The sequence below is a fragment of the Flagellimonas alvinocaridis genome, assembly GCF_004916895.1.
Lineage (GTDB): Bacteria > Bacteroidota > Bacteroidia > Flavobacteriales > Flavobacteriaceae > Flagellimonas > Flagellimonas alvinocaridis.
This window is the reverse complement of the sequence record NZ_SNTZ01000003.1, coordinates 155,685-180,158: the sequence shown is the minus strand read 5'-3', so window position 1 is coordinate 180,158 and position 24,474 is coordinate 155,685. Positions and strand designations below refer to the sequence as shown.

The 24,474-nt window shown below is 42.1% G+C and carries 22 protein-coding genes; 12 read left to right on the top strand and 10 right to left on the bottom strand.

Features of this window, described 5'->3' with window-relative positions; translation table 11 throughout:
• Positions 1–50: 50 nt before the first annotated feature.
• Both EZV76_RS08345 and EZV76_RS08340 read right to left on the bottom strand, forming a co-directional pair.
• Complete coding sequence (locus EZV76_RS08345) at positions 51–602, bottom strand: OsmC family protein (protein ID WP_136566086.1); 552 nt, start codon at positions 600–602, stop codon at positions 51–53.
• Positions 603–779: 177 nt separating this feature from the next.
• A complete protein-coding gene (locus EZV76_RS08340) occupies positions 780–2,618 on the bottom strand; it encodes a sigma 54-interacting transcriptional regulator (protein WP_161594396.1) in 1,839 nt (612 codons plus the stop codon).
• Between the two features lie 164 nt (positions 2,619–2,782).
• Here EZV76_RS08340 and EZV76_RS08335 point away from each other — a divergent pair, with 164 nt between their 5' ends.
• Positions 2,783–3,724 (top strand): hydrogen peroxide-inducible genes activator, encoded by a 942-nt coding sequence (locus tag EZV76_RS08335; protein ID WP_136566084.1) that lies wholly within the window; start codon positions 2,783–2,785, stop codon positions 3,722–3,724.
• Between the two features lie 32 nt (positions 3,725–3,756).
• On the opposite strand, the gene EZV76_RS08330 is transcribed toward EZV76_RS08335, so the two are convergent.
• Positions 3,757–3,954: a hypothetical protein gene (locus EZV76_RS08330; protein ID WP_136566083.1), complete on the bottom strand. Its 198-nt coding sequence runs from the start codon at positions 3,952–3,954 to the stop codon at positions 3,757–3,759.
• Between the two features lie 120 nt (positions 3,955–4,074).
• On the opposite strand from EZV76_RS08330, the gene EZV76_RS08325 reads away from it, so the two are divergent.
• Positions 4,075–5,346, top strand: a complete 1,272-nt coding sequence (locus EZV76_RS08325; protein ID WP_136566082.1) for a D-alanyl-D-alanine carboxypeptidase — start codon at positions 4,075–4,077, stop codon at positions 5,344–5,346.
• Here EZV76_RS08325 and nudK read toward each other — a convergent pair.
• The gene (nudK, locus tag EZV76_RS08320; protein WP_136566081.1) at positions 5,336–5,923 is read right to left on the bottom strand and encodes a GDP-mannose pyrophosphatase NudK; all 588 of its coding nucleotides are present in this window, start codon (positions 5,921–5,923) and stop codon (positions 5,336–5,338) included. The genes EZV76_RS08325 and nudK overlap by 11 nt on opposite strands.
• A gap of 136 nt (positions 5,924–6,059) precedes the next feature.
• On the opposite strand from nudK, the gene EZV76_RS08315 reads away from it, so the two are divergent.
• The gene (locus EZV76_RS08315; RefSeq protein WP_136566080.1) at positions 6,060–7,637 is read left to right on the top strand and encodes a M81 family metallopeptidase; all 1,578 of its coding nucleotides are present in this window, start codon (positions 6,060–6,062) and stop codon (positions 7,635–7,637) included.
• Here the strand turns inward: EZV76_RS08315 and EZV76_RS08310 are convergent.
• From EZV76_RS08310 to EZV76_RS08300, 3 genes are all read right to left on the bottom strand, one after another.
• The gene (locus tag EZV76_RS08310; RefSeq protein WP_136566079.1) at positions 7,634–8,287 is read right to left on the bottom strand and encodes a DUF2461 domain-containing protein; all 654 of its coding nucleotides are present in this window, start codon (positions 8,285–8,287) and stop codon (positions 7,634–7,636) included. The two genes, EZV76_RS08315 and EZV76_RS08310, sit on opposite strands and share 4 nt — an antisense overlap.
• A gap of 141 nt (positions 8,288–8,428) precedes the next feature.
• The gene (locus EZV76_RS08305) at positions 8,429–9,229 is read right to left on the bottom strand and encodes a TIGR00266 family protein (protein ID WP_136566078.1); all 801 of its coding nucleotides are present in this window, start codon (positions 9,227–9,229) and stop codon (positions 8,429–8,431) included.
• A 62-nt stretch (positions 9,230–9,291) separates the two neighbouring features.
• Entirely contained in the window at positions 9,292–9,747 is a 456-nt protein-coding gene (locus tag EZV76_RS08300; RefSeq protein ID WP_136566077.1) for a DUF4442 domain-containing protein, read from the bottom strand.
• Between the two features lie 169 nt (positions 9,748–9,916).
• On the opposite strand from EZV76_RS08300, the gene EZV76_RS08295 reads away from it, so the two are divergent.
• The 8 genes from EZV76_RS08295 (at position 9,917) to EZV76_RS08260 (ending at position 17,705) form a co-directional block, all read left to right on the top strand.
• Positions 9,917–10,399 (top strand): DUF4870 domain-containing protein, encoded by a 483-nt coding sequence (locus tag EZV76_RS08295; RefSeq protein ID WP_136566076.1) that lies wholly within the window; start codon positions 9,917–9,919, stop codon positions 10,397–10,399.
• On the top strand, positions 10,399–11,187 hold the full coding sequence (locus EZV76_RS08290) for a nuclear transport factor 2 family protein (protein ID WP_136566075.1): 789 nt from the start codon (positions 10,399–10,401) through the stop codon (positions 11,185–11,187). Before EZV76_RS08295 ends, EZV76_RS08290 begins: the two co-directional genes overlap by 1 nt.
• Positions 11,188–11,333: 146 nt before the next feature.
• On the top strand, positions 11,334–11,663 hold the full coding sequence (locus EZV76_RS08285) for a PadR family transcriptional regulator (RefSeq protein ID WP_136566074.1): 330 nt from the start codon (positions 11,334–11,336) through the stop codon (positions 11,661–11,663).
• Positions 11,664–11,672: 9 nt separating this feature from the next.
• Positions 11,673–13,415 carry a PspC domain-containing protein gene (locus EZV76_RS08280; protein ID WP_136566073.1) on the top strand — a complete coding sequence of 581 codons (1,743 nt, stop codon included), beginning with the start codon at positions 11,673–11,675 and terminating at the stop codon, positions 13,413–13,415.
• Between the two features lie 135 nt (positions 13,416–13,550).
• Positions 13,551–14,273 carry a head GIN domain-containing protein gene (locus EZV76_RS08275; protein ID WP_136566072.1) on the top strand — a complete coding sequence of 241 codons (723 nt, stop codon included), beginning with the start codon at positions 13,551–13,553 and terminating at the stop codon, positions 14,271–14,273.
• Between the two features lie 107 nt (positions 14,274–14,380).
• Complete coding sequence (locus EZV76_RS08270; protein ID WP_136566071.1) at positions 14,381–15,391, top strand: dipeptide epimerase; 1,011 nt, start codon at positions 14,381–14,383, stop codon at positions 15,389–15,391.
• A complete protein-coding gene (locus tag EZV76_RS08265) occupies positions 15,391–16,440 on the top strand; it encodes a pyridoxal phosphate-dependent aminotransferase family protein (protein ID WP_136566070.1) in 1,050 nt (349 codons plus the stop codon). The genes EZV76_RS08270 and EZV76_RS08265 overlap by 1 nt, the downstream gene beginning before the upstream one ends.
• Positions 16,441–16,502: 62 nt before the next feature.
• Entirely contained in the window at positions 16,503–17,705 is a 1,203-nt protein-coding gene (locus EZV76_RS08260; RefSeq protein ID WP_136566069.1) for a C40 family peptidase, read from the top strand.
• A gap of 77 nt (positions 17,706–17,782) precedes the next feature.
• On the opposite strand, the gene EZV76_RS08255 is transcribed toward EZV76_RS08260, so the two are convergent.
• Both EZV76_RS08255 and EZV76_RS08250 read right to left on the bottom strand, forming a co-directional pair.
• A complete protein-coding gene (locus tag EZV76_RS08255) occupies positions 17,783–19,270 on the bottom strand; it encodes a SusD/RagB family nutrient-binding outer membrane lipoprotein (protein WP_136566068.1) in 1,488 nt (495 codons plus the stop codon).
• A gap of 9 nt (positions 19,271–19,279) precedes the next feature.
• Positions 19,280–22,399 carry a SusC/RagA family TonB-linked outer membrane protein gene (locus EZV76_RS08250; RefSeq protein ID WP_136566067.1) on the bottom strand — a complete coding sequence of 1,040 codons (3,120 nt, stop codon included), beginning with the start codon at positions 22,397–22,399 and terminating at the stop codon, positions 19,280–19,282.
• A gap of 286 nt (positions 22,400–22,685) precedes the next feature.
• Between EZV76_RS08250 and EZV76_RS08245 the strand changes: the two genes are divergently transcribed.
• A complete protein-coding gene (locus EZV76_RS08245; protein WP_136566066.1) occupies positions 22,686–23,135 on the top strand; it encodes a hypothetical protein in 450 nt (149 codons plus the stop codon).
• Between the two features lie 78 nt (positions 23,136–23,213).
• On the opposite strand, the gene trxB is transcribed toward EZV76_RS08245, so the two are convergent.
• Positions 23,214–24,182: a thioredoxin-disulfide reductase gene (trxB, locus tag EZV76_RS08240; RefSeq protein WP_136566065.1), complete on the bottom strand. Its 969-nt coding sequence runs from the start codon at positions 24,180–24,182 to the stop codon at positions 23,214–23,216.
• Between the last annotated feature and the right edge of the window lie 292 nt (positions 24,183–24,474).

Below are 24,474 nucleotides of genomic sequence, written 5' to 3'. Positions count from 1 at the left end.
GGATAAAAAAATAAGCCGCCCATTTTTAGGCGGCTTATTTTTAATTGATCTTACTTTTCGAACTCGATGGTAACCGGAGTTGGGTTGGTTATCATATCGAATACGGGAGAGAATTGTGACAAAGCTCTCAATTGCTCTTCGGAAGCATCGGACTTCACTTTGAATTTCACAGTTATACCCTTGTATCCTTTGCGTACTTCTGGATCTAGTCCCAAGAACCCGTGAAGGTCAGCTTCACCACTCAAAGTACTTTCCATACCTTCAATGTCGATACCGTTGGCAGCAGCGTGATAGGCCATAGCTCCAGTTAGGCAAGATCCCAAGGCGTGCAAAACAATCTCGGCTGGGTTGGGTGCTTGGTCTTTCCCCAAAAGAACCTCAACATGGTCCGCCTCCAAGGTAAAGTCTCCTTTTCTGGTTGGATGCTCCTGCCCTACACCATAGTAATCTTGAATGCTGGTCACACAATGACCTCCTTCAATCCAGTTGTTTTTGGCTCTGAACTCGAACTTGGCCAATTCTGGGGTTTCTTGTACTGCGTTGATCGTGTCTACTAGTTGATCTACGTTTACTCCGTTCTTAATGTTTGCTGTTGTAATCATGTTTTTAGATTTTTAAGATTAATTGATTAACATTTGCCTTAGTAGATGCATTTGCCGTGCCAAAAAATATAACAATTTAAAAATCAATTACTTAAATTCAAGAACACAAAGATCAATGCTTACGAAATTTCGTTGATTTATGAGATTTCGTTAGTAGATTTACGAGATTTCGTTAATTTAGACCGGTCTGGAGATTCCCAGCGCCTTTATTCTGGAGGTAAGTGTGGTGGGACGCAGTCCCAGAAGCGCTGCGGCGCCATTTTTCCCGGAAATCTTCCATTGGGATTTCTTTAGGGCGTTTAAAATATTCTGCTTTTCCAGTTGTATCAATTCTTGGGAAGTATAAATGTATTCACTCTTGGTCTTTGGTATCATTTCCTCTGAAGGATTGGAATTTGGAATGATGTTAGACCAATCTATCCCGCCGTTTTGGGAAACTATAACAGCCCTTTCGATAAGGTTTTGAAGTTCACGAACATTTCCAGGCCATCCATATTCCAAAAACAATTGCTGCTGTACCACGGTCAGCGGTTTGATTTTTCTACCTATTTTCTTGGAGAAGTATCCGATCATATCATCGGCAATCAAACAAACATCCCTTCCCCTATCCCGCAAAGCGGGAATTTCAATCGGAAACACATTCAAGCGGTAGAACAGGTCTTCCCTAAACTTACCTTCCTTGGACAGTTTCAACAAATCCCGATGGGTAGCAGCAATGATCCGCACATTCACCTTTATGGTCGTTGAGCTTCCCACAGGATCAAACTCCCCCTCTTGGATCACCCGCAACAACTTGGGTTGGAGATCCAACGGAAGTTCTCCAATCTCATCCAGAAAAATGGTGCCTTTATCCGCCAATAAAAAGCGGCCCTTTCTGATATTGGTCGCCCCTGTAAAAGCGCCCTTTTCATGTCCAAAAAGCTCGCTCTCTATCAAATTGGCTGGAATGGCCCCACAATTTATCCGAATCAGAGGGCCATTGCTTCTGGCACTAGCTTCATGAATGGCCCTGGCCACCAATTCCTTTCCCGTACCTGTTTCGCCATGCACCAAAACCGTAGCTTGGGTTTGGGCCACTTGTTGAATGAGCTCCAGCACCTTTTTCATGGAACTGTGTTCCGCAATGATACCGTGGTCATGGGTAAGCTCCTTGATTTCTTCCTGCAAATACTCGGTCTGGCTTTCCAGGGAGGTGATTTTATTTTCAGCCAACAACCGATCTTCCATATTCCTAAGAATCAACGTATAAAAGGTGTCGGTATCGTTTCCATAATGACTCAAAGTTCCCTCATTGAGGGTTTCCTTTCCATTGGATCCAATAATCTTTACCATCTTGGGCAAATAAGTGTTTGAGCCTTCAGCCCCGTTCTGGCAGATGGATTCCAACAACTGAGCTGATTCCTCATCTAAAAAGAAAAGAACGTTCCGTTGGTCAACATCATCATTTTCCAGTAGCTTTTTTGCAGAGTCGTTGGCCAAGAATATCCTAAAATTGGCATCAAACATCAGAATGGCATCCATGGCACCATTGATGAGTCCCGTCATCTTGGAGTTGGTCAATTCCAATTCCTTCTTTGATGAGGCCAAACGCTCTTGGACCCTATCCAGCTCCCTATGTCTTTTGATGAGAACGGACATGATTCCTTTTACAAATCCACTGTTAGAATCCATCAATTCCTGAAAATGAGTGGTCTCTATTTTTAATAGAATGGTTTCTTCTTCTGCTGTGACCGATACCGATCGCGGTTTGCTGTCAATTAAGGCATATTCGCCAAAACATTCGCCCTTGTGGAGCTTTCCATATATATGGTCTTTATCATGCACCCTAACATGACCTTCCAAAATAACATACATGGCCTCTCCTAGCTCCCCCTTTCTTATAATAGTCCTTTTGACAGGATACTGCTCCTCTACCCCATTTTTGCACAACTGCAACAACGACACCTTGTCCACTTCGGAAAAGAACGGGACTTCCTTTAAAAAATTCACCAAATCCATGAGTCGTGCCGAGGTCATTGTACGGTTACAAGAGGTTATAGATGAAATAAATATAGGGATTTGCAACATAAAACAAGCTTGATCAAAATCGCTTATTTCAATTTCATAAAAGAAACATATCTAGGTCTACCATAAATTAAACTGATGGTTTTTTATACTTTTATGCTTCAAATTTATAATTGATGACCATTACCCAACTTCAGTATGTACTTGCTGTTGCAGAACACAAGAATTTTACATTGGCCGCAGAGAAAAGTTATGTTACCCAGCCCACTTTGAGCATGCAGGTACAAAAATTGGAGGATGAACTGGGTGTTCTAATCTTTGATCGCAGCAAAAAACCTATTTCAATTACTGCCGTAGGTAAAAAAATAGTGGCCCAAGCCAAAAATATTGTTGCCGAAGCGGAACGCATCAAAGACATTGTGGACCAGGACAAAGGATATATAGGCGGGGATTATACGTTAGGAATCATCCCAACGGTAATGCCTACTCTGCTCCCCATGTTCCTGAACACTTTCATTAAAAAATATCCCAAGGTAAACCTTATCATCAAAGAACAGCCCACAGATGTCATGATACGAAATATTTTGGATGGCCATTTAGATGCTGGGATTGCTGCTACCCCGCTAGAAATTGAGTTTATCAAAGAACGGCCTCTTTATTATGAGCCGTTCGTTGGGTATGTGCCCCAAAACCATAGATTATCACAAGAGCAACTCCTCTCAACAGAGCATCTTGATGTGAATGATGTGCTTCTTCTTCAGGATGGGCATTGTTTTAGGGATGGGGTCATTAATTTATGTAAGGCCTCCAAGAACATAGGTGGCGAAACGTTCAAAATTGAAAGCGGTAGTTTTGAAACCTTGGTGAGTTTGTCAGATGAAGGCATGGGCATGACCTTGCTCCCCTACCTGAACACTGTTCAATTGGATGCTGCCAAAAAACAAAATTTAAAGCCTTTCAAAAGCCCATCCCCTGCACGGGAAATTAGTCTGATCTACCACAAAAGCGAGCTTAAGATACAGATTACCGATGCTTTGAAAGAAGTCATTTCGGGTATCGTTCGCGGAGCCATCGCCTTTCAGGATGTAAAAATCATTAGTCCCTTGGCCAAAAACTAAAAGGGCCGCTTTTCAGCGGCCCTTGTTTTAGATTATGCTTTTAACAATAATAGTGTGGGTTGTAATTCTGGTTTATCCAAAATATAGAATTGTAACCAGATTTTAAGTTCTTCTATTTCACTTGGCAATAGCCTTGAAACAGCTTTCTTCAATTCTTTCGCGAAGAGTTTGGCATCAAAACTGACCTTTTGTAGGATTGTTTTGGTGTAATCTAACATAGCTCTGGGCATTGAATTTTGATTAAATTGGATTAAATGGTTGCACAACTAATTTAGAAAAAATCTTAATTGAATAACTCCGCCCCCAGTTAAAAATTGGATAAATTCGTGTTAAATTCGATAAATGACCTTATGCATCTAAATTTCAAACCACTGATATATAGTATTTTACTCTGCTTTATCTGGCTTACCGGATGTACTTCCATAAAGAAAAGCATCAATGCCAATTTAAAAATTGAACCTCTTGAAAACTCGTTTCATGGTTTGGTTGTGATTGATGCTAAAACCAAAAAGACTATTTATGATGTAAATGGGGATCGTTATTTTCTTCCTGCCAGCAACACCAAGCTCGTTACTTTTTATACAGGGGTTAAAATGCTTCCGAAAAACATCCCAACCCTAAAATATGCTGTTGCCAACGATACCCTTTTTGTGGAAGGAACCGGAGACCCCTCATGGTTGCACCCCCATTTAAAAGACACTACAGCTATTAATTGGCTAAAAAAACAAGGGAGCATTGCTCTTTATCTCGGGAATATTGAAGAAGACAGATACGGACCCGGTTGGGCTTGGGAAGACTATGACACCTATTTTTCACCAGAAAAAGGGCCGATTCCCTTATATGCAAATGTGGTCACTCTTTCCATTGCGGACAGTTTGAGCGTTTCTCCGTCTTATTTTTCCAAAAATGTAATTGTGGCTGAAGCTCCAAAAAGACGAACTGAATTTGCCAATGAATTTTTTATCAGCCCTTCGGAAACAGACACTTTGGAAGTTCCTTATATGACCAGTAAAAAGCTTACCAAACAACTATTGGAAATTGCATTGGGAAAGGAAATTACGCTAGTGGACGACTTTCCAGATGTACCTAAACAAACGCTTTATGGCATGGAGACCGATTCCATTTTTAAGCAAATGCTGTTCAAAAGCGATAATTTTTTAGCCGAACAATTGCTGGTGGCTGCCTCTTCAACCGTTTCGGATACATTAGGCACCAAAGTGGCCATAGAACATATGTTCGAGAACGATTATAGCGATTTAAGTCAAAAGCCCAGATGGGTAGATGGTTCAGGTTTATCCAGATATAATCTTTTTACACCTCGGTCCTTTGTTGAAATACTTGAAAAATTACACCGTGAGGTTCCTGAAGAGCGTCTGTTCGGGATTGTACCCCTTTGGGGACCGTCCGGTACGGTAAAAGAGTGGCAAGATCCCACAACAGAGCCTTTCTTATATGCCAAATCAGGGTCATTTGGAAACAATTACAACTTGAGTGGTTATGTAAAGACAAGGTCAGGAAAATTGCTCATCTTTAGTTTCATGAACAATCATTTTAAAATTTCTTCCAAGGAAATTCGAAAAACCATGTACAACACCTTAAAGGAGTTATATCTTAGGTATTGAGCAAATTGTGTATTTGCGCATATTGGAGCAACATTATGGTTTTGGCATCCTTGATTTCACCTGTTTCCACCATACGCAGGGCCTTATCGAAATCCATTTCCAAAACTTCTATGTTTTCAGTTTCGTCCTCGGCCCCACCACCTTCACTCACTTTCATGGCGTCTGTATACTGCCCAATAAAAAAGTATAGTATCTCAGTGACCGACCCTGGGGACATATACGATTCAAATATTTTTTTCACCTTGTCTATCTTATATCCTGTCTCCTCTTCCACTTCCATTTTAATGGTCTCCTCGGCATTGCCCTTCTCCAAAAGTCCAGCACAAGCTTCGATCATCATCCCATCTTCATTCCCATTCAAGTAGGTGGGCATACGGAACTGCCGTGTAAGTACCACTTTTCCTTTTTGAGCGTTGTACAGTAAGATAACCGCACCATTGCCACGATCATAGGCCTCGCGAACCTGTGTCTCCCATTCACCATCGTCACGCAAATATTCAAAAGTCACTTTTTCCAAAGTGTACCAATTGTCCGAGAGCAATTCCCTACTGATGTTCCTGATGTTCCTGCTTTTCAATATAAGAAAGGATTAAGCAATAAAAATACACTTTATCTATAAAAGCCTATGCTGTGTTATTACATTTCCCAAAGGGATAACATTATATTAATATCTTTGGAATGTATAGAACCTTCAACCTAAATTCATTTATCCCATGCGCCTAACAGCTTCCTTTTTTTACCTTTCTCTTTTTCTATTGCTCAGTTGTAATGGGAATCCGAAAAAAGGAAGGGAAAATGACAAAAAACTCCCCCGAATTGCCATTGCCGGATTGGGAATTGAATCCAGTACCTTTTCTCCTGCTTTGACCCATGAGGAAGCTTTTCATGCCAAAATTGGGGACTCCATCTTTGATCGCTACCCATTCTTGAACACAGATTCCCTAAACCGCGCACGGGCAGAATGGATTCCCACTTTAGTGGGTAAATCTTTGCCCGGAGGTACGGTAACACGGGAAGCTTATGAATCTTTGGTGACAAAAACACTCAAAATGTTGGAGGAGAACAAACCTTATGATGGATTGTTTTTTGATATCCACGGTGCTATGAGTGTTGTGGGGATGGATGATCCAGAAGGTGACCTCATCCAACGTATACGTGCGGTTGTGGGTGCGGATGTACTCATATCCACATCCATGGATTTGCACGGAAATGTCTCCAAACGTTTGGCCCAACATACTGATTTAATCACCTGTTATCGTATGGCTCCCCATGAAGATGCTATGGAATCCAAAAAGCGTGCTGTGGAAAACTTAGTTTCACGCCTCGAAAACGGTAAAGGAAAACCAAAATACAAAGCATGGATTCCCGTACCCATTTTGCTGCCTGGAGAAAAAACAAGTACCCGTGTTGAACCTGGAAAAAGTCTCTATGCCAAAGTGCCCGGGGTTGCCAATCAAGATGGTGTCATTGATGCTGCTATTTGGATCGGGTATGCGTGGGCCGATGAACCCAGAAACCATGCTGTGGTAATGGTGACTGGTGACGATAAGCAAAAAGTAAGTACGGGCGCCGAACAATTGGCCCAGAGTTTTTGGGAAGTACGAAAAGAGTTTGAATTTGTGGCCCCCACCAAACCTTATGAAGAAGCTTTGGAACTTGCCCTAGCCAGTGATAAAAAACCCTTTATGATCAGTGATATGGGAGACAATCCCACAGCAGGTGGTGCCGGGGATGTTAGCTGGACCTTGACCGAATTGTTACAAAGAGAAGAGTTCCACAAAGAAAATGGAAAAACCCTTATTTACGCTTCCATTCCCGGACCGGAACTGATTGAGGAGGCCATAAAAGTAGGCGTAGGCGGAACCGTGAGTGCATCGGTCGGTGCGCAAATCGATAATCGGTATGCTCCTCCTTTACTTCTGAATGGAGAAGTCATGAATATTAAACAAGGTGATGTCCATGCCGAAACCGAGGTGGTGGTAAAAGTGGGCAATGCCAACGTAATTGTAACCAAAAAAAGAAAACCCTATCATAATGAATCTGACTTTACAGAATTGGGATTAAATCCAAGGGAAACGGATATTGTAGTCGTCAAAATTGGGTATTTGGTTCCCGAGCTGTACAATATGCGGGGTGATTGGATCATGGCCTTGACACCTGGCGGTGTGGATCAAGATTTGGAACGTTTGGGACATAAAAGAATCATCCGTCCCATGTTCCCTTATGATGAAAACATGGACCTGCCTGACCTTTCGGCCAGATTGATTAAAGCTTCGGACCAACTGGATTAAACAGTTACCGTTTTATTCAAGTACTGCCGAAACGGGAGCATTTCCTTATATACTTCCACAATTTTCCCTTTAAAGTTTTCTTGATAGACCTCTTCTCTTCTCAACTCATGAACAACCGCAAACGTCTTGTTTCGCAATAATTGGATGTGAGGATGGTCATTGGAAAACCCTTTTGGGGCATTGGTCAGTTTTTCATCTTCATACAGACCACCAAACAGTTTTTTGAAAGAAGGTTTGTCCAGTAGGGCCTGTAGCTCCTCTCCATTGTAATCTATCCCATCACGAATACTGCGAAGTGTCTTGGGGTCGGGTCGCCAAAACCCTCCAGCCAACATGCAGTGTTTTAATCCAATTTCGATGTAAAAATCAGCAGAATGGGGTGCTTTGTCAAGTCCTGCGCCAAAATGGTCCTTGTACACGGGCTTGTTGGGATGGAACATGAGATTATTGTTGATTCGGTTGATGCCCTTTTTCCCTGGAGTGGGATAATAATCGGAATGCAGTTGGGCCATGGTCAAATCCATATCATCCAACCAAACGACAAAATCACTCCGGAGGGATTTGTACCATTTCCGATTGGCATCCATCCATTCTTTGTTGTTGTTTTGTTGGAGTTCTTCCAGAAAGTGGAACAGGTCTGTAAAGTTCATGCTACGAACATAGGAAAAATACGCTTAACCGTTATTCGGACATTAGACATTAGACATTAGACATCTAAAAAAAGATTTCTCGACTACGCTCGAAATGACATATAATTTAATCACTGAGCCTTGAGCCCAAACTCCTAAAAATTAAAACCTATTGTCCCCGTCCAGCAAATCCCCCAGACCGCCCAATAGGCTTCCTTCCCCTTTATCCTTCCCACCTCCTTTGGGAGCAGCGGCCCATACCCTACTGGCCAATCTGCTAAAAGGCAATGATTGAATATATACTGTTCCTGGACCTTGTAAGGTAGCAAAGAACAGTCCCTCACCACCAAAAACGGTATTCTTTATTCCGCCCACAAACTCAATATTATAATCCACCGTTTGTGAAAAACCAACAATACAACCGGTATCTACCCTTAAAATCTCACCCGGACCCAAGACTTTTTTGGCCATGGTACCTCCTGCGTGCACGAAGGCCATTCCATCACCTTCCAATTTTTGCATGATAAAACCTTCTCCTCCAAAAAGTCCTCTACCCAGACGTTTCGAAAACTCAATACCTACGGAAACTCCTTTTGCCGCACATAGAAATGCATCTTTTTGACAGATAAATTTTCCTCCTTTTTCGGAAAGATCAATAGGCACGATTTTGCCAGGGTAAGGAGAAGCAAAGCTTACCTGTTTTTTACCTTGCCCAACGTTCAGGAAAGCTGTCATAAAAAGGCTTTCCCCGGTGAGCAAACGTTTTCCTGCGGAGAACAATTTGCCCAAAACTCCAGAGTCTTGGTTGGAACCATCTCCAAAAATGGTCTCCATTTTAATATCGGAATCCATCATCATAAAACTGCCGGCCTCGGCCACAACAGCTTCTTGGGGGTCGAGTTCAATCTCTACATATTGCATTTCTTCCCCGTAAATGTGATAGTCTATTTCGTGTGCGTTCATTTTCTATTGTTTTAATTTCTAACTATATGTTGAAGACCTAAACAATTTGTTACAAAAAGAACTCAACTTTTCAACTTCACCGTCCACTCAAAGTGAAAGGTGGAGACTTCCACCCCATCAGCATTCACGCCCACCGATTTCATCCAACAGGTCTGCCCCTCTCCAGTAGCTATCGTTTTTTGGATGGCATCGGCAATCAAATGACCCTCCTCGCACGTAAAAGTGATGCGTCCCGTGGCCTTTTTGGTAAAAACGGCCTTGTTATTGGCCACAAGCATGGAGATTTTTTCACCACTTTTTTGGATTTCGTTCATGACCAAGGCCCCAGTGCTAAGCTCTGCCGCCATACCTTGCACGGCCCAAAACATGGATTTAAATGGATTTTGATTGATCCACCGATGTTTTACAGTGGTCATTGCCTTCTGCTCATCTATATATGTCAATCGAATTCCCGTCCACCATGCAGAGGGGAGCTTAAAGAAGGTAAATGTGTTGATTTTACTGGGTTTCAGTGCCATACCATTAATTTAGGAAGTCTAAAAATAATCAAATTTGAAATGATTTTACATTGTTAAAAAAATGTTAATTTATAGTACTTTGTTTTGCATAGTACCATCTTTTGGATATATATTTGCATCGTAAGCTAATAGGTAAACCAATTTGTATATCAAAAATCATCAATCAAAAATGGCTGCAACATTAACCAAACACGAACGAAATTTATCTGCGATCATACACGCATCCACCTTTTCAAAGTACTTTATTCCCTTTGGGAACTTTATACTTCCTTTGATCTTGTGGACCGCCAATAAGAAAGAGCATGAATTTGTGGACTACAACGGCAAGCAGGCGCTCAACTTTCAAATGAGCATGCTCCTCTACTCCATCGTGGCCGGCTTGATCAGCATTCCCTTTTTTATTGGTGCTTTGCCCGATTTGTTCGATTGGGACTTTTTGGGCGTCCATAGATTGAGTGACCTCAACAACCTGAATATCCATATAGACAGTGACAACTTTAGGCTTGGACGGTTGTTTTGGCCTGCAGGTATCAGTGGAGTAATCCAAGTGGGATTGGCTTTGGTGAACATCGTGTATTCCATCTTGGCCACTATCAGAACCAATGAAGGGGAATATTTTAAGTATCCTTTCACTATAAAATTCATCAAGTAATGCAAAAGGCAAAATACATATTGGGAATGGGCATCATGGTCCTATCACTTAGCCTTAAAGGGCAAGTCGCCAAGGATACTGAGTTATACAAGACCTTAAAATCCAAGGACAGTATTCTCTTCGATGCCGCCTTCAATCGATGTGATGTGGCTACCTTGGAATCCTTGTTCACCGAAGATTTTGAGTTCTACCATGACAGAGGCGGTTTTACCGATCGCAGGGAGGCATTCTTAAAATCCGTCCGTGAGAATTGCGCGAGGCAGAATCCAGCCGAGCCACAAAATTCCAAACGAATCTTGGTGGACGGAAGTTTGGAAGTATATCCGCTCTACAAGGACGGGGAACTTTATGGGGCCATTCAGCATGGAGTGCATTCCTTTGAGTTTTTGAATGATCAAAAAGAATATCAAAAAGGGGATATCGCCAAGTTTACCCATGTTTGGCTGCTGAAAGACGGACAATGGCAGGTAAGAAGGGAATTGAGCTATGATCATCATGCCCAAACAGCATCCAAAGAGGGAATTGTTCTTTCGGAAGGAATTTTGAACAGCTATGTGGGAGATTATGAATCGCCCCATGCCGGCAAGGTGACCATAACCAAGGATTCCGATCACTTGCTCTTACAATCAAACGGATTTGAAGCGAACCTGTATCCAGAGGACGAAAACATTTTTTTCCTGAAGGAGCGGGGCACCAAGTTTAAATTTATCCGGAGCAATGGCCATGAAGTTTTAAAAATGGTCATCTTGGAAAACGATACCGTTGTGGACGAAGCGAGAAAAATCTAAATAAAAAAGGGAGTTTAATCATCAATCAAAAAACGAACAATTCATCAATCAATCATCAATCAAAAACCGTTTCCACTCCCCTGCTCATCACAGGGGGCTGGAGTGGAAACAAAAGCGAACAGTTAATTTAATAGAACCATGAAGTTATGAACATAGAAAACACAAAAGCACAGATGCGCAAGGGGGTTCTGGAATACTGTATCCTGTCCATCCTGAGGGATGATGACAAGTATGCATCGGAAATTCTAGAGGCCTTGAAAGACGCCAAGATGCTGGTAGTGGAAGGGACCATTTACCCTTTGTTGACAAGGTTGAAAAATGCGGGGCTGCTCAACTATCGTTGGGAAGAATCCACATCGGGACCTCCACGGAAATATTACGCCCTAACAGAAACGGGCCGTTTGTTCCTCAAAGAACTCAACGGTACTTGGGACGAACTAAGAAGCGCAGTGAATTTGGTAACCAACACTAAATAAGAATCTAAAATGAACAAGACAGTAAATATAAATTTGGCCAATACGCTCTTCCACATAGATGATGATGCGTATAACAAGCTAGGACGGTATCTCGAGTCCATAAAACGGTCGTTTGCCGGAACTCCCGGAAGCGATGAGATCATAGCCGATATTGAAGCGCGGATTGCCGAGCTCTTTTTGGAGAAAATGGAAAATGAAAGACAGGTCATTACCCAAAAACAAGTGGATGAGGTGATCAATGTCATGGGGCAACCCGAAGACTATATGGTGGACGAGGATATTTTTGAGGATGAACCCAAAAAGACTTACGAGCGTACCACCACCCGTTCCAAAAAACTATATAGGGACATCGATGAAAAATACATTGGTGGTGTCTGTGCCGGTCTGGAACACTATTTAGGCTTTGATGCGCTATGGATTCGGTTGATCTTTATCCTTTTGGCAGTATTCACCGGTTTTGGATTAATAGCCTACATCCTTCTTTGGATTTTGGTGCCCGAAGCTGCCACAACCTCGCAAAAATTGGATATGAGGGGAGAGCCTGTCAACATCAGCAATATAGAACGCAAGGTTAAAGAGGGGTTTGGTGATGTTGCCGACAAGGTAAAAAATGTTGACTACGAGAAAGTGGGCAACAAGGTCAAAAGCGGCTCCAAGACCTTTTTCGATGCTATTGGTGACATTATCATGTTCCTGTTCAAAGTATTTGGCAAGTTCATAGGTATTTTGTTGATCATCATCGGTGCATCCACTTTAATCGGATTATTTGTGGCTCTCTTTACGGTAGGCATGTTCAACGCAGTAAACTTTCCTGGAGTGGATTTCTACGAAATCGTGAACACCACCGGGGCTCCAGTTTGGGTAGTTTCCTTGTTGCTGTTCTTTGCTATTGGCATCCCATTCTTCTTTATCCTTTACTTGGGACTGAAGATTTTGGTGAACAATCTGAAATCTATCGGTAACATAGCCAAGTTCTCACTTTTAGGGCTTTGGTTGATTGCCGTAGGCTCCCTGTTTGCTTTGGGAGTTCGCCAAGCAGCCGAATTTGCCAATGTGGGGAGTGTTCATGAAGATCGTGTAATGGTGATGGAAAATCCCACGGACACTTTATTCATCAGCATGAAAGATACAGGATACCAATATGGTATGGAAGATGTACACTTTGGGCGTATGACCTTTACATATGATCAGGACGACAACAGAATACTGATTTCTGACGAGGTGGATATTAAAATCCGTAGGTCAGATGATGAACAGGTGAAAATCAATATCCGTAAAGATTCCCAAGGAAGCTCCGTACGGGCAGCCAGGGACAGGGCCAAAAATGTCAACTTTGGCTATGAAGTCATCGGAAACCAAATAATCTTGGACGAACATTTAACCACCGATGTTTCCAACAAGGCCAGAAATCAAGAGGTTACGGTCACTATTTACATTCCGGAAGGCAAAACCGTGTTCTTTAGAGAATCTACCCATGGCCATATTGGACGTGGTATAGAAAATGACAAAGAATATTACCGAAGCAGTATTGTGGGGTATACTTGGGTCATGGGCAGCGATGGGGAGCTCAAGTGCCAAGATTGTCCAGAAGATGATGATGAAGAAAACCCTGATGAAAATGAAGAGGGGGGCAAAATCATCATTAATGAAGATGGGGTGAACATCGACATTAAGGATAAGCACGATTCCTTTGAAATGAAAATTGATGAGGATGGCATTAAAGTGAAGGCCGGTGAGAAAAATAACAATTGAGCAATTCTTTTTAACAGTTGGGTAAGCTTTCCTACCCAAAATGGAAAGCAAATACGAGTTTTACACTGAAATAAATAAGTACAATCATCAATCAAATCACGAACAGTCCCTGAACTGGGGCAAAAAACAACAACCATGACTACACTAGCAAGATTAGCAATCGCAGCACTTTTTTCCTTATTTGCATCCTCATGTATGATGGATATCAACTTTGGAAGCGGTAAAAAAGGAAACGGCCAAGTGGTGGAAGAGACCCGAAACGTATCTGAAGACTTTACCATGATCTCGGCATCAGAAGGTTTGGATGTATATGTTACCCAGGATAGAGATTTTAAAATCTCTGTAGAAGCGGATGAAAATATCATTGACCTGATCGCTACAGACGTTAGAGATGGTAGATTGAAAATACATACCATTGAAAACATTGGCAGGGCCACTAAAAAAATATATGTGTCCCTTCCTGAAATTACGGCTTTGGAAAGTTCCAGCGGTGCAGACCTGATTGTTCAAAATGTCGTTGAAAGCAAAAAAATCGAGTTGGAAGCCAGTAGTGGGTCCGACCTGCAAGTAGAGCTTGTTGCCGAAGAAGTCTCTGCCGAAGCCAGCAGCGGTGCAGATATTCAAATTTCTGGAAAATCAGATGTACTTTATGCAAATGCCAGTAGTGGCGCAGACATTAAAGCCAAGGAACTGATCACCAAGAGATGCAATGCAGATGCCAGTAGTGGCTCCGACATTTCGGTAAACGTAACCGAATCATTGGTTGCAGATGCCAGTAGCGGTGCAGATATATCGTACACGGGTGAGGCCAGTGTACAGACAAAAAAATCGGTCTCAGGGAGTGTACACAAATACTAACCTGACCAAACCATCCAAAATCTGGAAAACCCGCTGAAACTTCAGCGGGTTTTTGCTTTTAAAACATCTTATGTGGTTATCTTAGCAGGTCTAAAACTTTTGTATAAATGCATATTGAAATCAAGAAATATGTGTTGCAATTGCAACACCCTTTTGGGATATCAAGAGAAACCCATGTGACCCAAGACACCATGATCATCTGTCTTACGCTCAATGGGAAAACAGGATATGGTGAAGCCACTTCCAACCCCTATTACAAGATTACAGTGGAAAGCATGAAGGCTGAAATTGAAGCGGTTCAAAACAACATAGAAACCTACGATTTTGATACACCCGAGAACTTCCATACATTTCTAAAAAGCCTAGGGCTGCAAAACTTCACCCTATGTGCCATGGACTTGGCGGCCAATGATCTGTATGGAAAATTACAAGGAAAACCTTTATATGAAATTTGGGGCACCAATACGTCATACTATCCTATCACCAACTACACCATTGGCATTGACACCATTCCCAAAATGGTTGAAAAACTACAGGAAAAACCATGGCCTGTCTACAAAATAAAGTTGGGCACTTCGGATGATGTTGCCATTGTGAGGGAACTGCGCCAACACACCGATAGTATTTTCCGAATCGATGCCAATTGCGCATGGACCGCCGAAGAAACTTTGAAAAATGCTCCCCTCTTAAAAGATTTGGGGGTAGAGTTTTTGGAACAACCGCTAAAGGCAGATGATTGGGAAGGCATGGAAAAAGTAAAAAAGGAATGTGTTCTTCCTGTCATTGCCGATGAAAGTTGTATTGTGGAAAGCGATGTTGAAAATTGTGGTGGCTACTTTGATGGCATCAACATAAAATTGACAAAATGTGGTGGCCTGACCCCCGCCCGACGCATGATCCAAAAAGCCAAAGAACTGGGTTTAAAAGTAATGGTTGGTTGTATGACAGAGTCCACAGTGGGAATATCGGCCATAGCACAACTGCTTCCGCAACTGGATTATGTGGATATGGATGGCCCTCTACTATTAAAAGAAGACATTGCTCAAGGCGTACAAATTCTGGAGGATGGCAAACTCATTTTCCCCGAGCTACCCGGTAGCGGAATACAATTGTTGTAATGGCCCTACCACTTGATCGTATACCCGACCGGACTATAGTTGTTGACGATAAAGAATATCTCTATTTTGGTGGCACTTCGTATTTGGGGCTGCAGTCCCATCCGCCTTTTATTGAGCTATTTTTAAAGAACGTGCAACAGTATGGTCTACATTATGGAGCATCCCGAAAATCCAATGTAAGGTTGGAAGTATACCGTAAGGCCGAGGATTTTTTAGGGAATTGGGTAGGTAGTGAGGACTGCATAACTCTATCGTCGGGATATTTGGCTGCCCAATTGGTGGTACAGACCCTATTACAACAGGGGCACTCGGTTATTGCTGCGTCAAACGCCCATACGGCACTTTTGACCGATAAAATTATTATGACCAATAGTGTTGAAGATTTGCAGGATCAGGTTTCCAAAAGTCTGGAACAACGGCTTGGTCCTGCCCCTGTCATTCTTTTTGATACCATTGATTTTTCAGGAGGACAATTCCCGAATTTTGAAACACTGCAAGGACTTCCATTGGACAAAGTTATTTTGGTGGGAGATGATTCTCACGGTATAGGTCTTGTGGGAAATGAAGGAAATGGCTGCTATGCCAGGTTGAAGCAATTAAACCCCTTGCAGCTTATCGTCTGTTGTTCTTTGGGAAAAGGTTTGGGAATCCAATCGGGAGCCATATTTGGTGCCAAAAGCACCATTGAAATGTTTGGGAATACTGCTTTTTTTGGAGCAGCCAGTCCAACCTCCCCAGCATTTATGGGCACGCTTATGGAAGCAAGGACCATATATAATGAGCGAAGGAATATAGTGATGGAGCATTTAAAAATGTTTGAGGACAGCTATACTTTTTCAACACCGTTCAGCCATTTGGCCGGCCACCCAACTTTTGAGTTCTGTAACCCATCGCTGGCTCAATTTTTAAAGGACCATGGTTTTATTTTCACGAATTTCAATTATCCTGATGAAAATGGACCTATAATCAGTAGAATTGTCTTGAGTGCCTACCATAGCAAGGAAGATGTACAAAAACTTATAACCTGCTTGAACAGTTTTAAACCGTAGGTATGTTTTGCCAATTATTCCCCGTCCATCAATGGGTCAAACTAAATAATTAAATAAAGATCATGAACTATTTCTTTTATCACAATAGAGGGTTTTTCCTTTTATTACTTGTTTCAACCTTAATCCTATCCTGCAAAACAGATGCCCCTGCAGATAACACAGCCATCGAGTCCATTATTTCCTCCGTAACCAACGCACACGTTCCTGATAAACGGGTGGCTATTTTTGATATTGAGGCCAAATCAACAAGTATCGGATATGTTATAAAAGGTGAGACCAATCTACCAAAAGCCTTGGAATCTCTAAAAGAGGAACTTAAATCGCAACAAATCACCTATGTGGACAGTATTGAAGTCCTTCCCTCAAAAACCCTTGAAGGCCATATACAGGGGGTCATCAGAGTTTCGGTGGCCAATTTAAGGGGTAAAGCTTCACATGCTGCGGAAATGGTTACGCAAGCTACCATGGGAACACCTGTAAAAGTTTTTCAAAAACAAGGGAGCTGGTACCGTATACAAACGCCAGACCAATATTTGGGTTGGGTAGATGGCGGAGGAGTGGCCCTCATGGACCATGAACAATCCAAGGCTTGGAAAAATTCGGAGAAACTGATCTATACGCAAACCTTTGGCAACTCTTATTCGGGTAAAACCCAGAATGCCCAAGTGGTATCGGATTTGGTTTTTGGGAACATTTTACAATTGGTCTCTGAACAGGGCGATTTTTTTGAAGTGATGTACCCAGATGGAAAAAAAGCATTTATTGCCAAATCTGAAGGGGTACCATACAACGAATGGAAATCACAACTTCCCTTTACCAAAGAAGCTTTGGTAGCAACTTCCAAGAGAATGCTGGGGATACCCTACTTATGGGGAGGAACTTCGGCCAAAGGTGTGGATTGTAGTGGTTTCACCAAAACCGTGTTTTTTATGAACGGGATGATTTTACCGCGTGATGCTTCCCAACAGATACACGAAGGAGTTTTGGTTGATGAAACCGGTGATTTTGAAAAATTGGTTCCAGGAGATTTACTCTTTTTTGGAAGAAAGGCCACCGATACCACCCAAGAAAAAGCGACCCACGTGGGTATGTGGCTCGGAAACAATGAATTTATACATTCGGCTGGCGATGTACATATCAGCAGCATGGACAAGGATGCGGAAAATTACGATGAGTTCAACCACAACAGATACCTAAGAAGTAAGCGCATTTTAAACCAAAAGGACGAGGGAATTCTTTACGTAACGGAGCAGGACATTTTCTGAGTTATCCGTTAAAGTCTATAAAAGTAAAAGGCCATCTGATCGGATGGCCTTTTTTTTATTAGAAACTAGATAGTTGTCTATTCATCCCACCAAACAGGATCTACAGGATCTTGCTGGTTGGCCAGAACATTGGCTTCATTTCTGGTAAGTTCACTGGCCGGATAATTTGCCCTCCTGAACCATTGACCGGGAAATTCTGTGTCCGCGCTTTCTTCTTCACTTCTAATCTGTAATCCCGTGAAAACATCATCTGAAAAGTCGTACCTGCGATAATCCACAAAAGTTTCAGGATTCAAGAAGTTATGGATGTATTTTTCCTTCATTATGTGGTTCAACATCAAACCTGCTTCTCCAACAGCAATTGCTCCATCAGCCATATAATCAGTGCCATCCACATCATACATTCCCATGCTGGCAGCAATACCGTCCAAATAAGCGGTATAGGCTGTTGCACTGGAACCAACACTGGTCTCGTTACCCCCATTGGCCAAGAAAGCAGCTTCAGCTTTTATGAACAAAACTTCAGCGTAGCTGATCAAAATCAATGGTGAGTCCACACTGGTATAAAACCCATCAGTCCTAAAACCTGTATTGGCATCCGTACCATCCGGTGCAATTCCGCCACCACCACTTACATAGCCTTTATACTCTGCCTCGTCGTTGTTTTCAGCAAACAAAGGAAGTCTGGGGTCTATTTCTACTATTCCGCCTTGAAAAGGAAAATATTCCCCGTTCATGGAGCTTACCAATTGGCTGGCGATATCCTTGCTAAGGTTACCGGTATTTCGGGCCAAGATCTCTTCAGAATACCATGGATTTATATTTCTATCATCATAGTACATGGCAAAATTATCGTCATTGGAGGTAAACCCATTTTCAACGGTCGCCAACACATCATTGGCCGAAACAATTCCTTTGTTCACCAAATGCAATTGATACCTTGCTTTGAGCGAATAGGCTGCCCTAAGCCATTTATCGGTATCCCCACCATAAATTAAATCAGAGGAGCCTAAGCTAAAAACAGAGTTGTCCGTAGTCTCCAATTTAGCAATGGCAGCATCCAACAATGCGAAGATCTCTGTATAGATTTCTTCTTGGGTATCAAACGTTGGGAAATTGTTTTCTGGACCTTGTCCTGCTTCCGAATATGGAATATTGTCCCAAGTATCGGTTGCGATACCAATGTTTATCGCAGTAAGGATGTCTGCTATGGCATCAATATGGGTTGAGCCATTTTCTTCGGCCTTAGCTTTGATAACTTGCAAATTGGGCAAAATATAAAGATACACCTGCTCCCAAAGTCCCGAAGCAGAAGTTTGCCCTGCGGCACCTCCTCCCGTGTTCACAAAATATTGCACATAGTTGCCAAAAGAAAGTTCGGCAGATCTTTGTCCCTCCATGGTACTGTGCATTACTGGAGCCATTAGGTCCTGCATTCGCAATTCCTCCTCCGTAGCTGTGTTGGAAGGGGTGTTCACATCAAAATAATCTTCACTACATCCCACCACAAACATGAGGGAGCACAGTAGAAAAACCTTTTCTATACTTATTCTTATTTTTTTCATAGTCATTTTTTAAAATGCAATATTTAAACCAAATGAATAGCTCTCACTCAACGGAATATTTAACCCTGTGAAGCCGTATACATTGCTGCCTGCGCTGTATTGATTCCCTTCTGGGTCATATCCATCAAAAGGCGTCCAGAGTAAAACGTTATTTACACTTGCCGAAACACTTACCTTTTCTATGTTCAAACTCTTGATAAGGTTGCTTTGAATATCATAGGACAAGGACACGTTTCTCAGTTTTACCCAACTGGCATCTTGTACCAACACTTCGGAAGCTCGGTTGTATGCATTGGAGTTTCTGTAGTAGTTGGCATCTATCAAGGCCTCGGTGGTATTCGGTACAAACCCTCCATTTCCGTCATCCATGACACCATCCAAAACTACATTGACATCACGTTGAAGTGTGCTCAATGGATTACCATTCCTAATGGAGTTTCTTAGGCCGGCATCATACAGGTCTCCTCCTTTCTTGTATTCCAACAAGACATTAAAACCAATTCCTTTCCATTTTAGGTTACTACCAATGGAAGAAATAAAATCTGGGAACGCATTCCCCACAATGACCCTTTCATCTGTATTGATTACGGGATAGCCATTGGCGTCTATATATCGTTCTCCATTTTCATATACCCATTTGTATCCATAGAGATTACCCATCTTGTCTCCTTCCCTTACTTCTGAAGTGACCCCTGCAAAACCGGAATCGGCAAAGATGATGGATTCAACATCGTCAGGTATTTCCAACACCTCTCCTTCGCTGGTAGACCAGTTCAGGATAAGTTCCCATCGAAGATCTTGGTTTCTGATGATATCTGCACTGATCAAAAGTTCATGTCCAAATACCTTGTAATCTCCTGCATTTCTGAAAATTTGTGAATACCCTGAAGAATTGGCCACGCCCACACCAAATATTTGATCCTTGACACGGGAGTTGTAATAGGCGTAATCCAACCTGATACGATTATCCATAAACCTTAGGTCCGCTCCAAACTCGGTCGATTGATTCTTCTCCGGTACAATTTCGAAGCCTCTTTGAGTACTTCTTCTGTAACCCCCTACGCCTGCAAAAGGAAAGTCGCCATCAACCACAAAATATTGTCCTGCTTGGCCAAATCCTGGGCCTTTTCCTACTTCAGCCCATGATGCCCTTAGTTTACCAAAACTAAACACATTGGTATCACCAAACAGGTCAGAGATGTCATATGCCAAACTTGCCGATGGATAAAAGAACGATCGGTTATCAACAGGTAAAGTAGAAATCCAGTCATTTCTTCCTGTCAAGGACAGGAATAGTTTATCCTTGTATCCCAACTTAAGCTCCCCAAAAACCCCCATAACGCGTTCCTGAACAATGCTTTTATTTATAAAAAAGTTGGTGGTATTGCCTATTTCGTTCAATCCGGGAATGTTCAATCCTTCTCCCCTAGCCTCAAGATAGGAGCGTTTTGAATCTGACAATTGATGCCCCAAAGTCAAGTCTGTTGTAAAATCATCTGACCAAGATTTATTGAAAGCTGCCAAGAAATTGGATTCCAATCCGGTGAAATTAATGTTCTGTTCCAAGATAAATCCACCTACTTGAGAACCTCCATCCAAATCTGGTCCCACATATCTGTTTCGTGCATCGGAATAGTTGTCAATCTGTGCCGCATAGGTAAAGGTGACCCAGTCTTTAGGAGACCACGTCAAGGTAGTGTTACCGATCCATCGGCTTACATCGTCCTCAAGATTACTGGTTTCCATAAGATATCTTGGGTTATCAATTATTCCAAAGGAATAATCACGTTCACTTCCATCTGGGTTCATGTAATCATTTATAGGAAAGGTCCCAGAATAGTAAGATAGGGCGCTCATCACGGATTTATCACCTCCATTGGCTCTTTTTCCTCCAGAGCTGGAAAACGCAACAGAACCATCAATATTAAAATTATCCGTTACCTTATAGCCTGCCTTAAGCCTAAAATTGGTCTTTTTATAGTCTGTATTGGGCAGCACACCCTGTTCGCTGTTGTTTCCAACCGAGAAGTAATAATTTATTCGCTCTCCTGCCCCACTAAGGTTTAAGTTAAGTTGGGTGTTAAAACCTGTTCTAAAGATGTCATAAGGGCTGTAAAACCGGTCGTTGGACAAATCAACGATGTTTCCATCCCCCAAGTCGTACGAATCCAACGAATATTCAGGACCCCATGAATAAAAAGATGTGGAATTTTGAACCCTGTTGAAGCCTGTTTCAGAATCTGGGTCGTACAATGTTCTTGGTGCACCACTAAAACCTTCCCTGTACGTAGTTTGTAAAGGTGGTGTGGTTCTAACATTTCTGAACGAAGTAGAGGCTGTCAAATTGATCTTAGGCTTGCCTAGTTTTCCTTTTTTTGTGGTGATAATGATAGCTCCATTGGAAGCCCTTACCCCATAAAGTGCGGTTGCCGCCGCTCCCTTTAATACGTTAAAGCTTTCAATATCCTCCGGGTTTAGGTCTCCTGCCCTATTGGAAAAAGCAAATTGCTCTGAACTATTGGGAGAGTTGGAACCTGCACTTGGCCTAACCTCACCGGCAAAGGTGTCATTGTTAAGGGCAAGACCATCAACAATGATCAAAGGTTGGTTCCCCCGTGAAGGGTCAATGGAAGTAACCCCCCGAATCAAAATATCAACACCACCACCGGAACTACCCGAGGTTCGGTTGATCTGTACACCCGCAATTCTACCCTGTAAGGTTTCTATAGGGTTGGCTTGCCCCACAAGATTAACATCCTCGGCACTTACTTTGGTAACTGAATATCCTAAGGATTTTTGCTTTTGTTCAACACCAAAAGCGGTGACCACCACTTCATCCAATTGTGTTGAATCTTCCTCCATGACCACATTGAGTCTGGTTTGCGAACCTACGGTTACATCTTTGGTCTGCATGCCCAAATACGAAAACTGTAGTACTTGTCCGCTAGAAGCGACAATGGAAAAATTTCCATCAAAATCTGTTGTGGTACCATTTGTTGTTCCTTGAACAACAATGGTGACACCTGGTAAGGGTTGACCCGATGAATCAGTCACCGTTCCTGTAATGGTCTGTCCATAGGTCGTAAGCCCCATAAACAAACCCATCAAAATGAGATAAACGTTCTTCATTCTTTAGTTTTATGTTATTTTTTGATGAATATTGATAAAAAAATTCAATAATCAAACAATTGCCGTTAAAAATGTTGTATTTGTAAAAAAATGACAAGGAGAGTGCACAATATTCAAAAAAAATAGGAAACCACAATATTTTTTTGATTTTCATTTTCTTCCACAAAAGATCATTAAAATACTTGGATCAACAACCTGTTAATTTTTTAATTCCTTTTTTACGGATTCATTAGTTTTTATCGTATCTTATTAAGGATTAACAATTGATAACATAAACACACCTGTCATGAAAAAAATACTTGGATTGGTTTTTTTGGTGTTCATTTTTATTTCCACAGCATGGTACGCACCTCCAAAACCTGAAACAATGCATTCCATTGAGGGAACTTGGGAACTACAAAGCTTTTATAGCTATGATGATGGTGTAAACATTTCGGATACCGTGCCTAAAGCGGACGGATACCGGCAAGTAAAGATGTACTATAACGGTAAGGTCATGTGGACACGCTATGTGCCACAAGATTCGGTTGAGTGGTTTGGATATGGCCAATATAAGGTGACGCCGGATTCCTTGATTGAAACACTGGAATATGCCTCTTCATCCATGATGAGTGCGCTGGATACCCTTCGGGTTTTCCGATTTGAACTGGACATCACAGAACGTACGTATAGCCAAATTAGTTTTGATGAAGAAGGAAACAGAACTTTTTCTGAAAATTACGTTCGAATTGATTGACTCAACACGTAACGCACCAAAAAGGCACTGGAATTCCAGTGCCTTTTTTTGTTCTCATAGCGTATATTTCCTAACCCTTTATGGTGTCACGGTCTCCTTGCTTTCAACCATTGCCAGATAACGCTCGGCATCCAAAGCGGCCATACATCCAGTTCCTGCAGCCGTAATGGCTTGTCTGTAAATCTTGTCTTGGGCATCTCCACTAGCAAAAACACCGGGTCTGCTGGTCTTGGTAGATTTGGCTTGCGTAATAAGATACCCTGTTTCGTCCATTTCCAACTGTTCTTTAAAAATGTCAGTGTTTGGTTTATGTCCTATAGCAATAAAAAGTCCTGTAATGGCGATTTCCTCTTTTTCCCCTGTTTGATTATTTACCATTCTTAGGCCTTCCACCACTTGATCACCTATTACTTCATCTACTTCTGTATTGTATCGTATTTCGATGTTCTCCAAACTGTTTACCCTATGCTGCATGGCTTTGGAGGCTCTCATTTCATCCTTTCGGACAAGCATGGTCACCTTTTTACAGATATTGGCAAGGTATGAAGCTTCCTCAGCGGCAGTGTCACCACCACCCACTATGGCTACTTCTTGGCCTTTATAAAAGAATCCATCACAAACGGCACAAGCAGACACTCCTCCACCTCTTAGGCGTTGTTCACTTGGAATGTTCAGATATTTTGCCGTTGCTCCGGTAGAAATAATGATAGTTTCGGCTTCCACAATTTTGGAGTCATCCACCGTGGCTTTATGTATTCCACCTACTTCATCGCTTAAATCCACGGCAGTTATCATCCCGATTCTTACATCGGTTCCAAAACGTTCTGCCTGTTGTTGTAACTGCACCATCATAGTGGGGCCGTCTATCCCTTCGGGATATCCGGGAAAATTATCTACCTCGGTAGTAGTGGTCAATTGACCTCCAGGCTCCATTCCAGTGTACAGTACAGGTCTTAAATCGGCTCTAGCAGCATATATTGCAGCGGTATAGCCCGCAGGTCCAGACCCAATAATCAATGTTTTTACTCTTTCCAGTTGTTCTGACATAACAAAAATCTTCCTCTAAATTGTATGTTACAAAAGTAGGTTTTTTGTACAGAAACTTACAAAGCGGTAATTGGTTATCCCCTGCGGTTTTATTAAAAAGATGTGAACATTTATAGAAAAGGCCAAAATCTTTCCATTGGGAACCAAAATAAAAGAGAGCCGTTGGGAGCGGCTCTCTTTGCAATAAGTAGATTAAATCCATGAATGGCAAATCTGCCCAGTTTCATAAAAACCGTTACAACCAAGGGGCTCAACCTCAAAAACCCCCTGGCGTAACGGAAACCTCTTAAGA

Excerpts from the sequence above, each read along its gene's own strand:
- EZV76_RS08345 (WP_136566086.1), bottom strand. The coding sequence starts at position 602 with ATGATTACAACAGCAAACATTAAGAACGGAGTAAACGTAGATCAACTA.
- EZV76_RS08340 (WP_161594396.1), bottom strand. The coding sequence starts at position 2,618 with ATGACCTCGGCACGACTCATGGATTTGGTGAATTTTTTAAAGGAAGTC.
- EZV76_RS08335 (WP_136566084.1), top strand. The coding sequence starts at position 2,783 with ATGACCATTACCCAACTTCAGTATGTACTTGCTGTTGCAGAACACAAG.
- EZV76_RS08330 (WP_136566083.1), bottom strand. The coding sequence starts at position 3,954 with ATGCCCAGAGCTATGTTAGATTACACCAAAACAATCCTACAAAAGGTC.
- EZV76_RS08325 (WP_136566082.1), top strand. The coding sequence starts at position 4,075 with ATGCATCTAAATTTCAAACCACTGATATATAGTATTTTACTCTGCTTT.
- EZV76_RS08315 (WP_136566080.1), top strand. The coding sequence starts at position 6,060 with ATGCGCCTAACAGCTTCCTTTTTTTACCTTTCTCTTTTTCTATTGCTC.
- EZV76_RS08310 (WP_136566079.1), bottom strand. The coding sequence starts at position 8,287 with ATGAACTTTACAGACCTGTTCCACTTTCTGGAAGAACTCCAACAAAAC.
- EZV76_RS08305 (WP_136566078.1), bottom strand. The coding sequence starts at position 9,229 with ATGAACGCACACGAAATAGACTATCACATTTACGGGGAAGAAATGCAA.
- EZV76_RS08300 (WP_136566077.1), bottom strand. The coding sequence starts at position 9,747 with ATGGCACTGAAACCCAGTAAAATCAACACATTTACCTTCTTTAAGCTC.
- EZV76_RS08295 (WP_136566076.1), top strand. The coding sequence starts at position 9,917 with ATGGCTGCAACATTAACCAAACACGAACGAAATTTATCTGCGATCATA.
- EZV76_RS08290 (WP_136566075.1), top strand. The coding sequence starts at position 10,399 with ATGCAAAAGGCAAAATACATATTGGGAATGGGCATCATGGTCCTATCA.
- EZV76_RS08285 (WP_136566074.1), top strand. The coding sequence starts at position 11,334 with ATGAACATAGAAAACACAAAAGCACAGATGCGCAAGGGGGTTCTGGAA.
- EZV76_RS08280 (WP_136566073.1), top strand. The coding sequence starts at position 11,673 with ATGAACAAGACAGTAAATATAAATTTGGCCAATACGCTCTTCCACATA.
- EZV76_RS08275 (WP_136566072.1), top strand. The coding sequence starts at position 13,551 with ATGACTACACTAGCAAGATTAGCAATCGCAGCACTTTTTTCCTTATTT.
- EZV76_RS08270 (WP_136566071.1), top strand. The coding sequence starts at position 14,381 with ATGCATATTGAAATCAAGAAATATGTGTTGCAATTGCAACACCCTTTT.
- EZV76_RS08265 (WP_136566070.1), top strand. The coding sequence starts at position 15,391 with ATGGCCCTACCACTTGATCGTATACCCGACCGGACTATAGTTGTTGAC.
- EZV76_RS08260 (WP_136566069.1), top strand. The coding sequence starts at position 16,503 with ATGAACTATTTCTTTTATCACAATAGAGGGTTTTTCCTTTTATTACTT.
- EZV76_RS08255 (WP_136566068.1), bottom strand. The coding sequence starts at position 19,270 with ATGAAAAAAATAAGAATAAGTATAGAAAAGGTTTTTCTACTGTGCTCC.
- EZV76_RS08250 (WP_136566067.1), bottom strand. The coding sequence starts at position 22,399 with ATGAAGAACGTTTATCTCATTTTGATGGGTTTGTTTATGGGGCTTACG.
- EZV76_RS08245 (WP_136566066.1), top strand. The coding sequence starts at position 22,686 with ATGAAAAAAATACTTGGATTGGTTTTTTTGGTGTTCATTTTTATTTCC.
- trxB (WP_136566065.1), bottom strand. The coding sequence starts at position 24,182 with ATGTCAGAACAACTGGAAAGAGTAAAAACATTGATTATTGGGTCTGGA.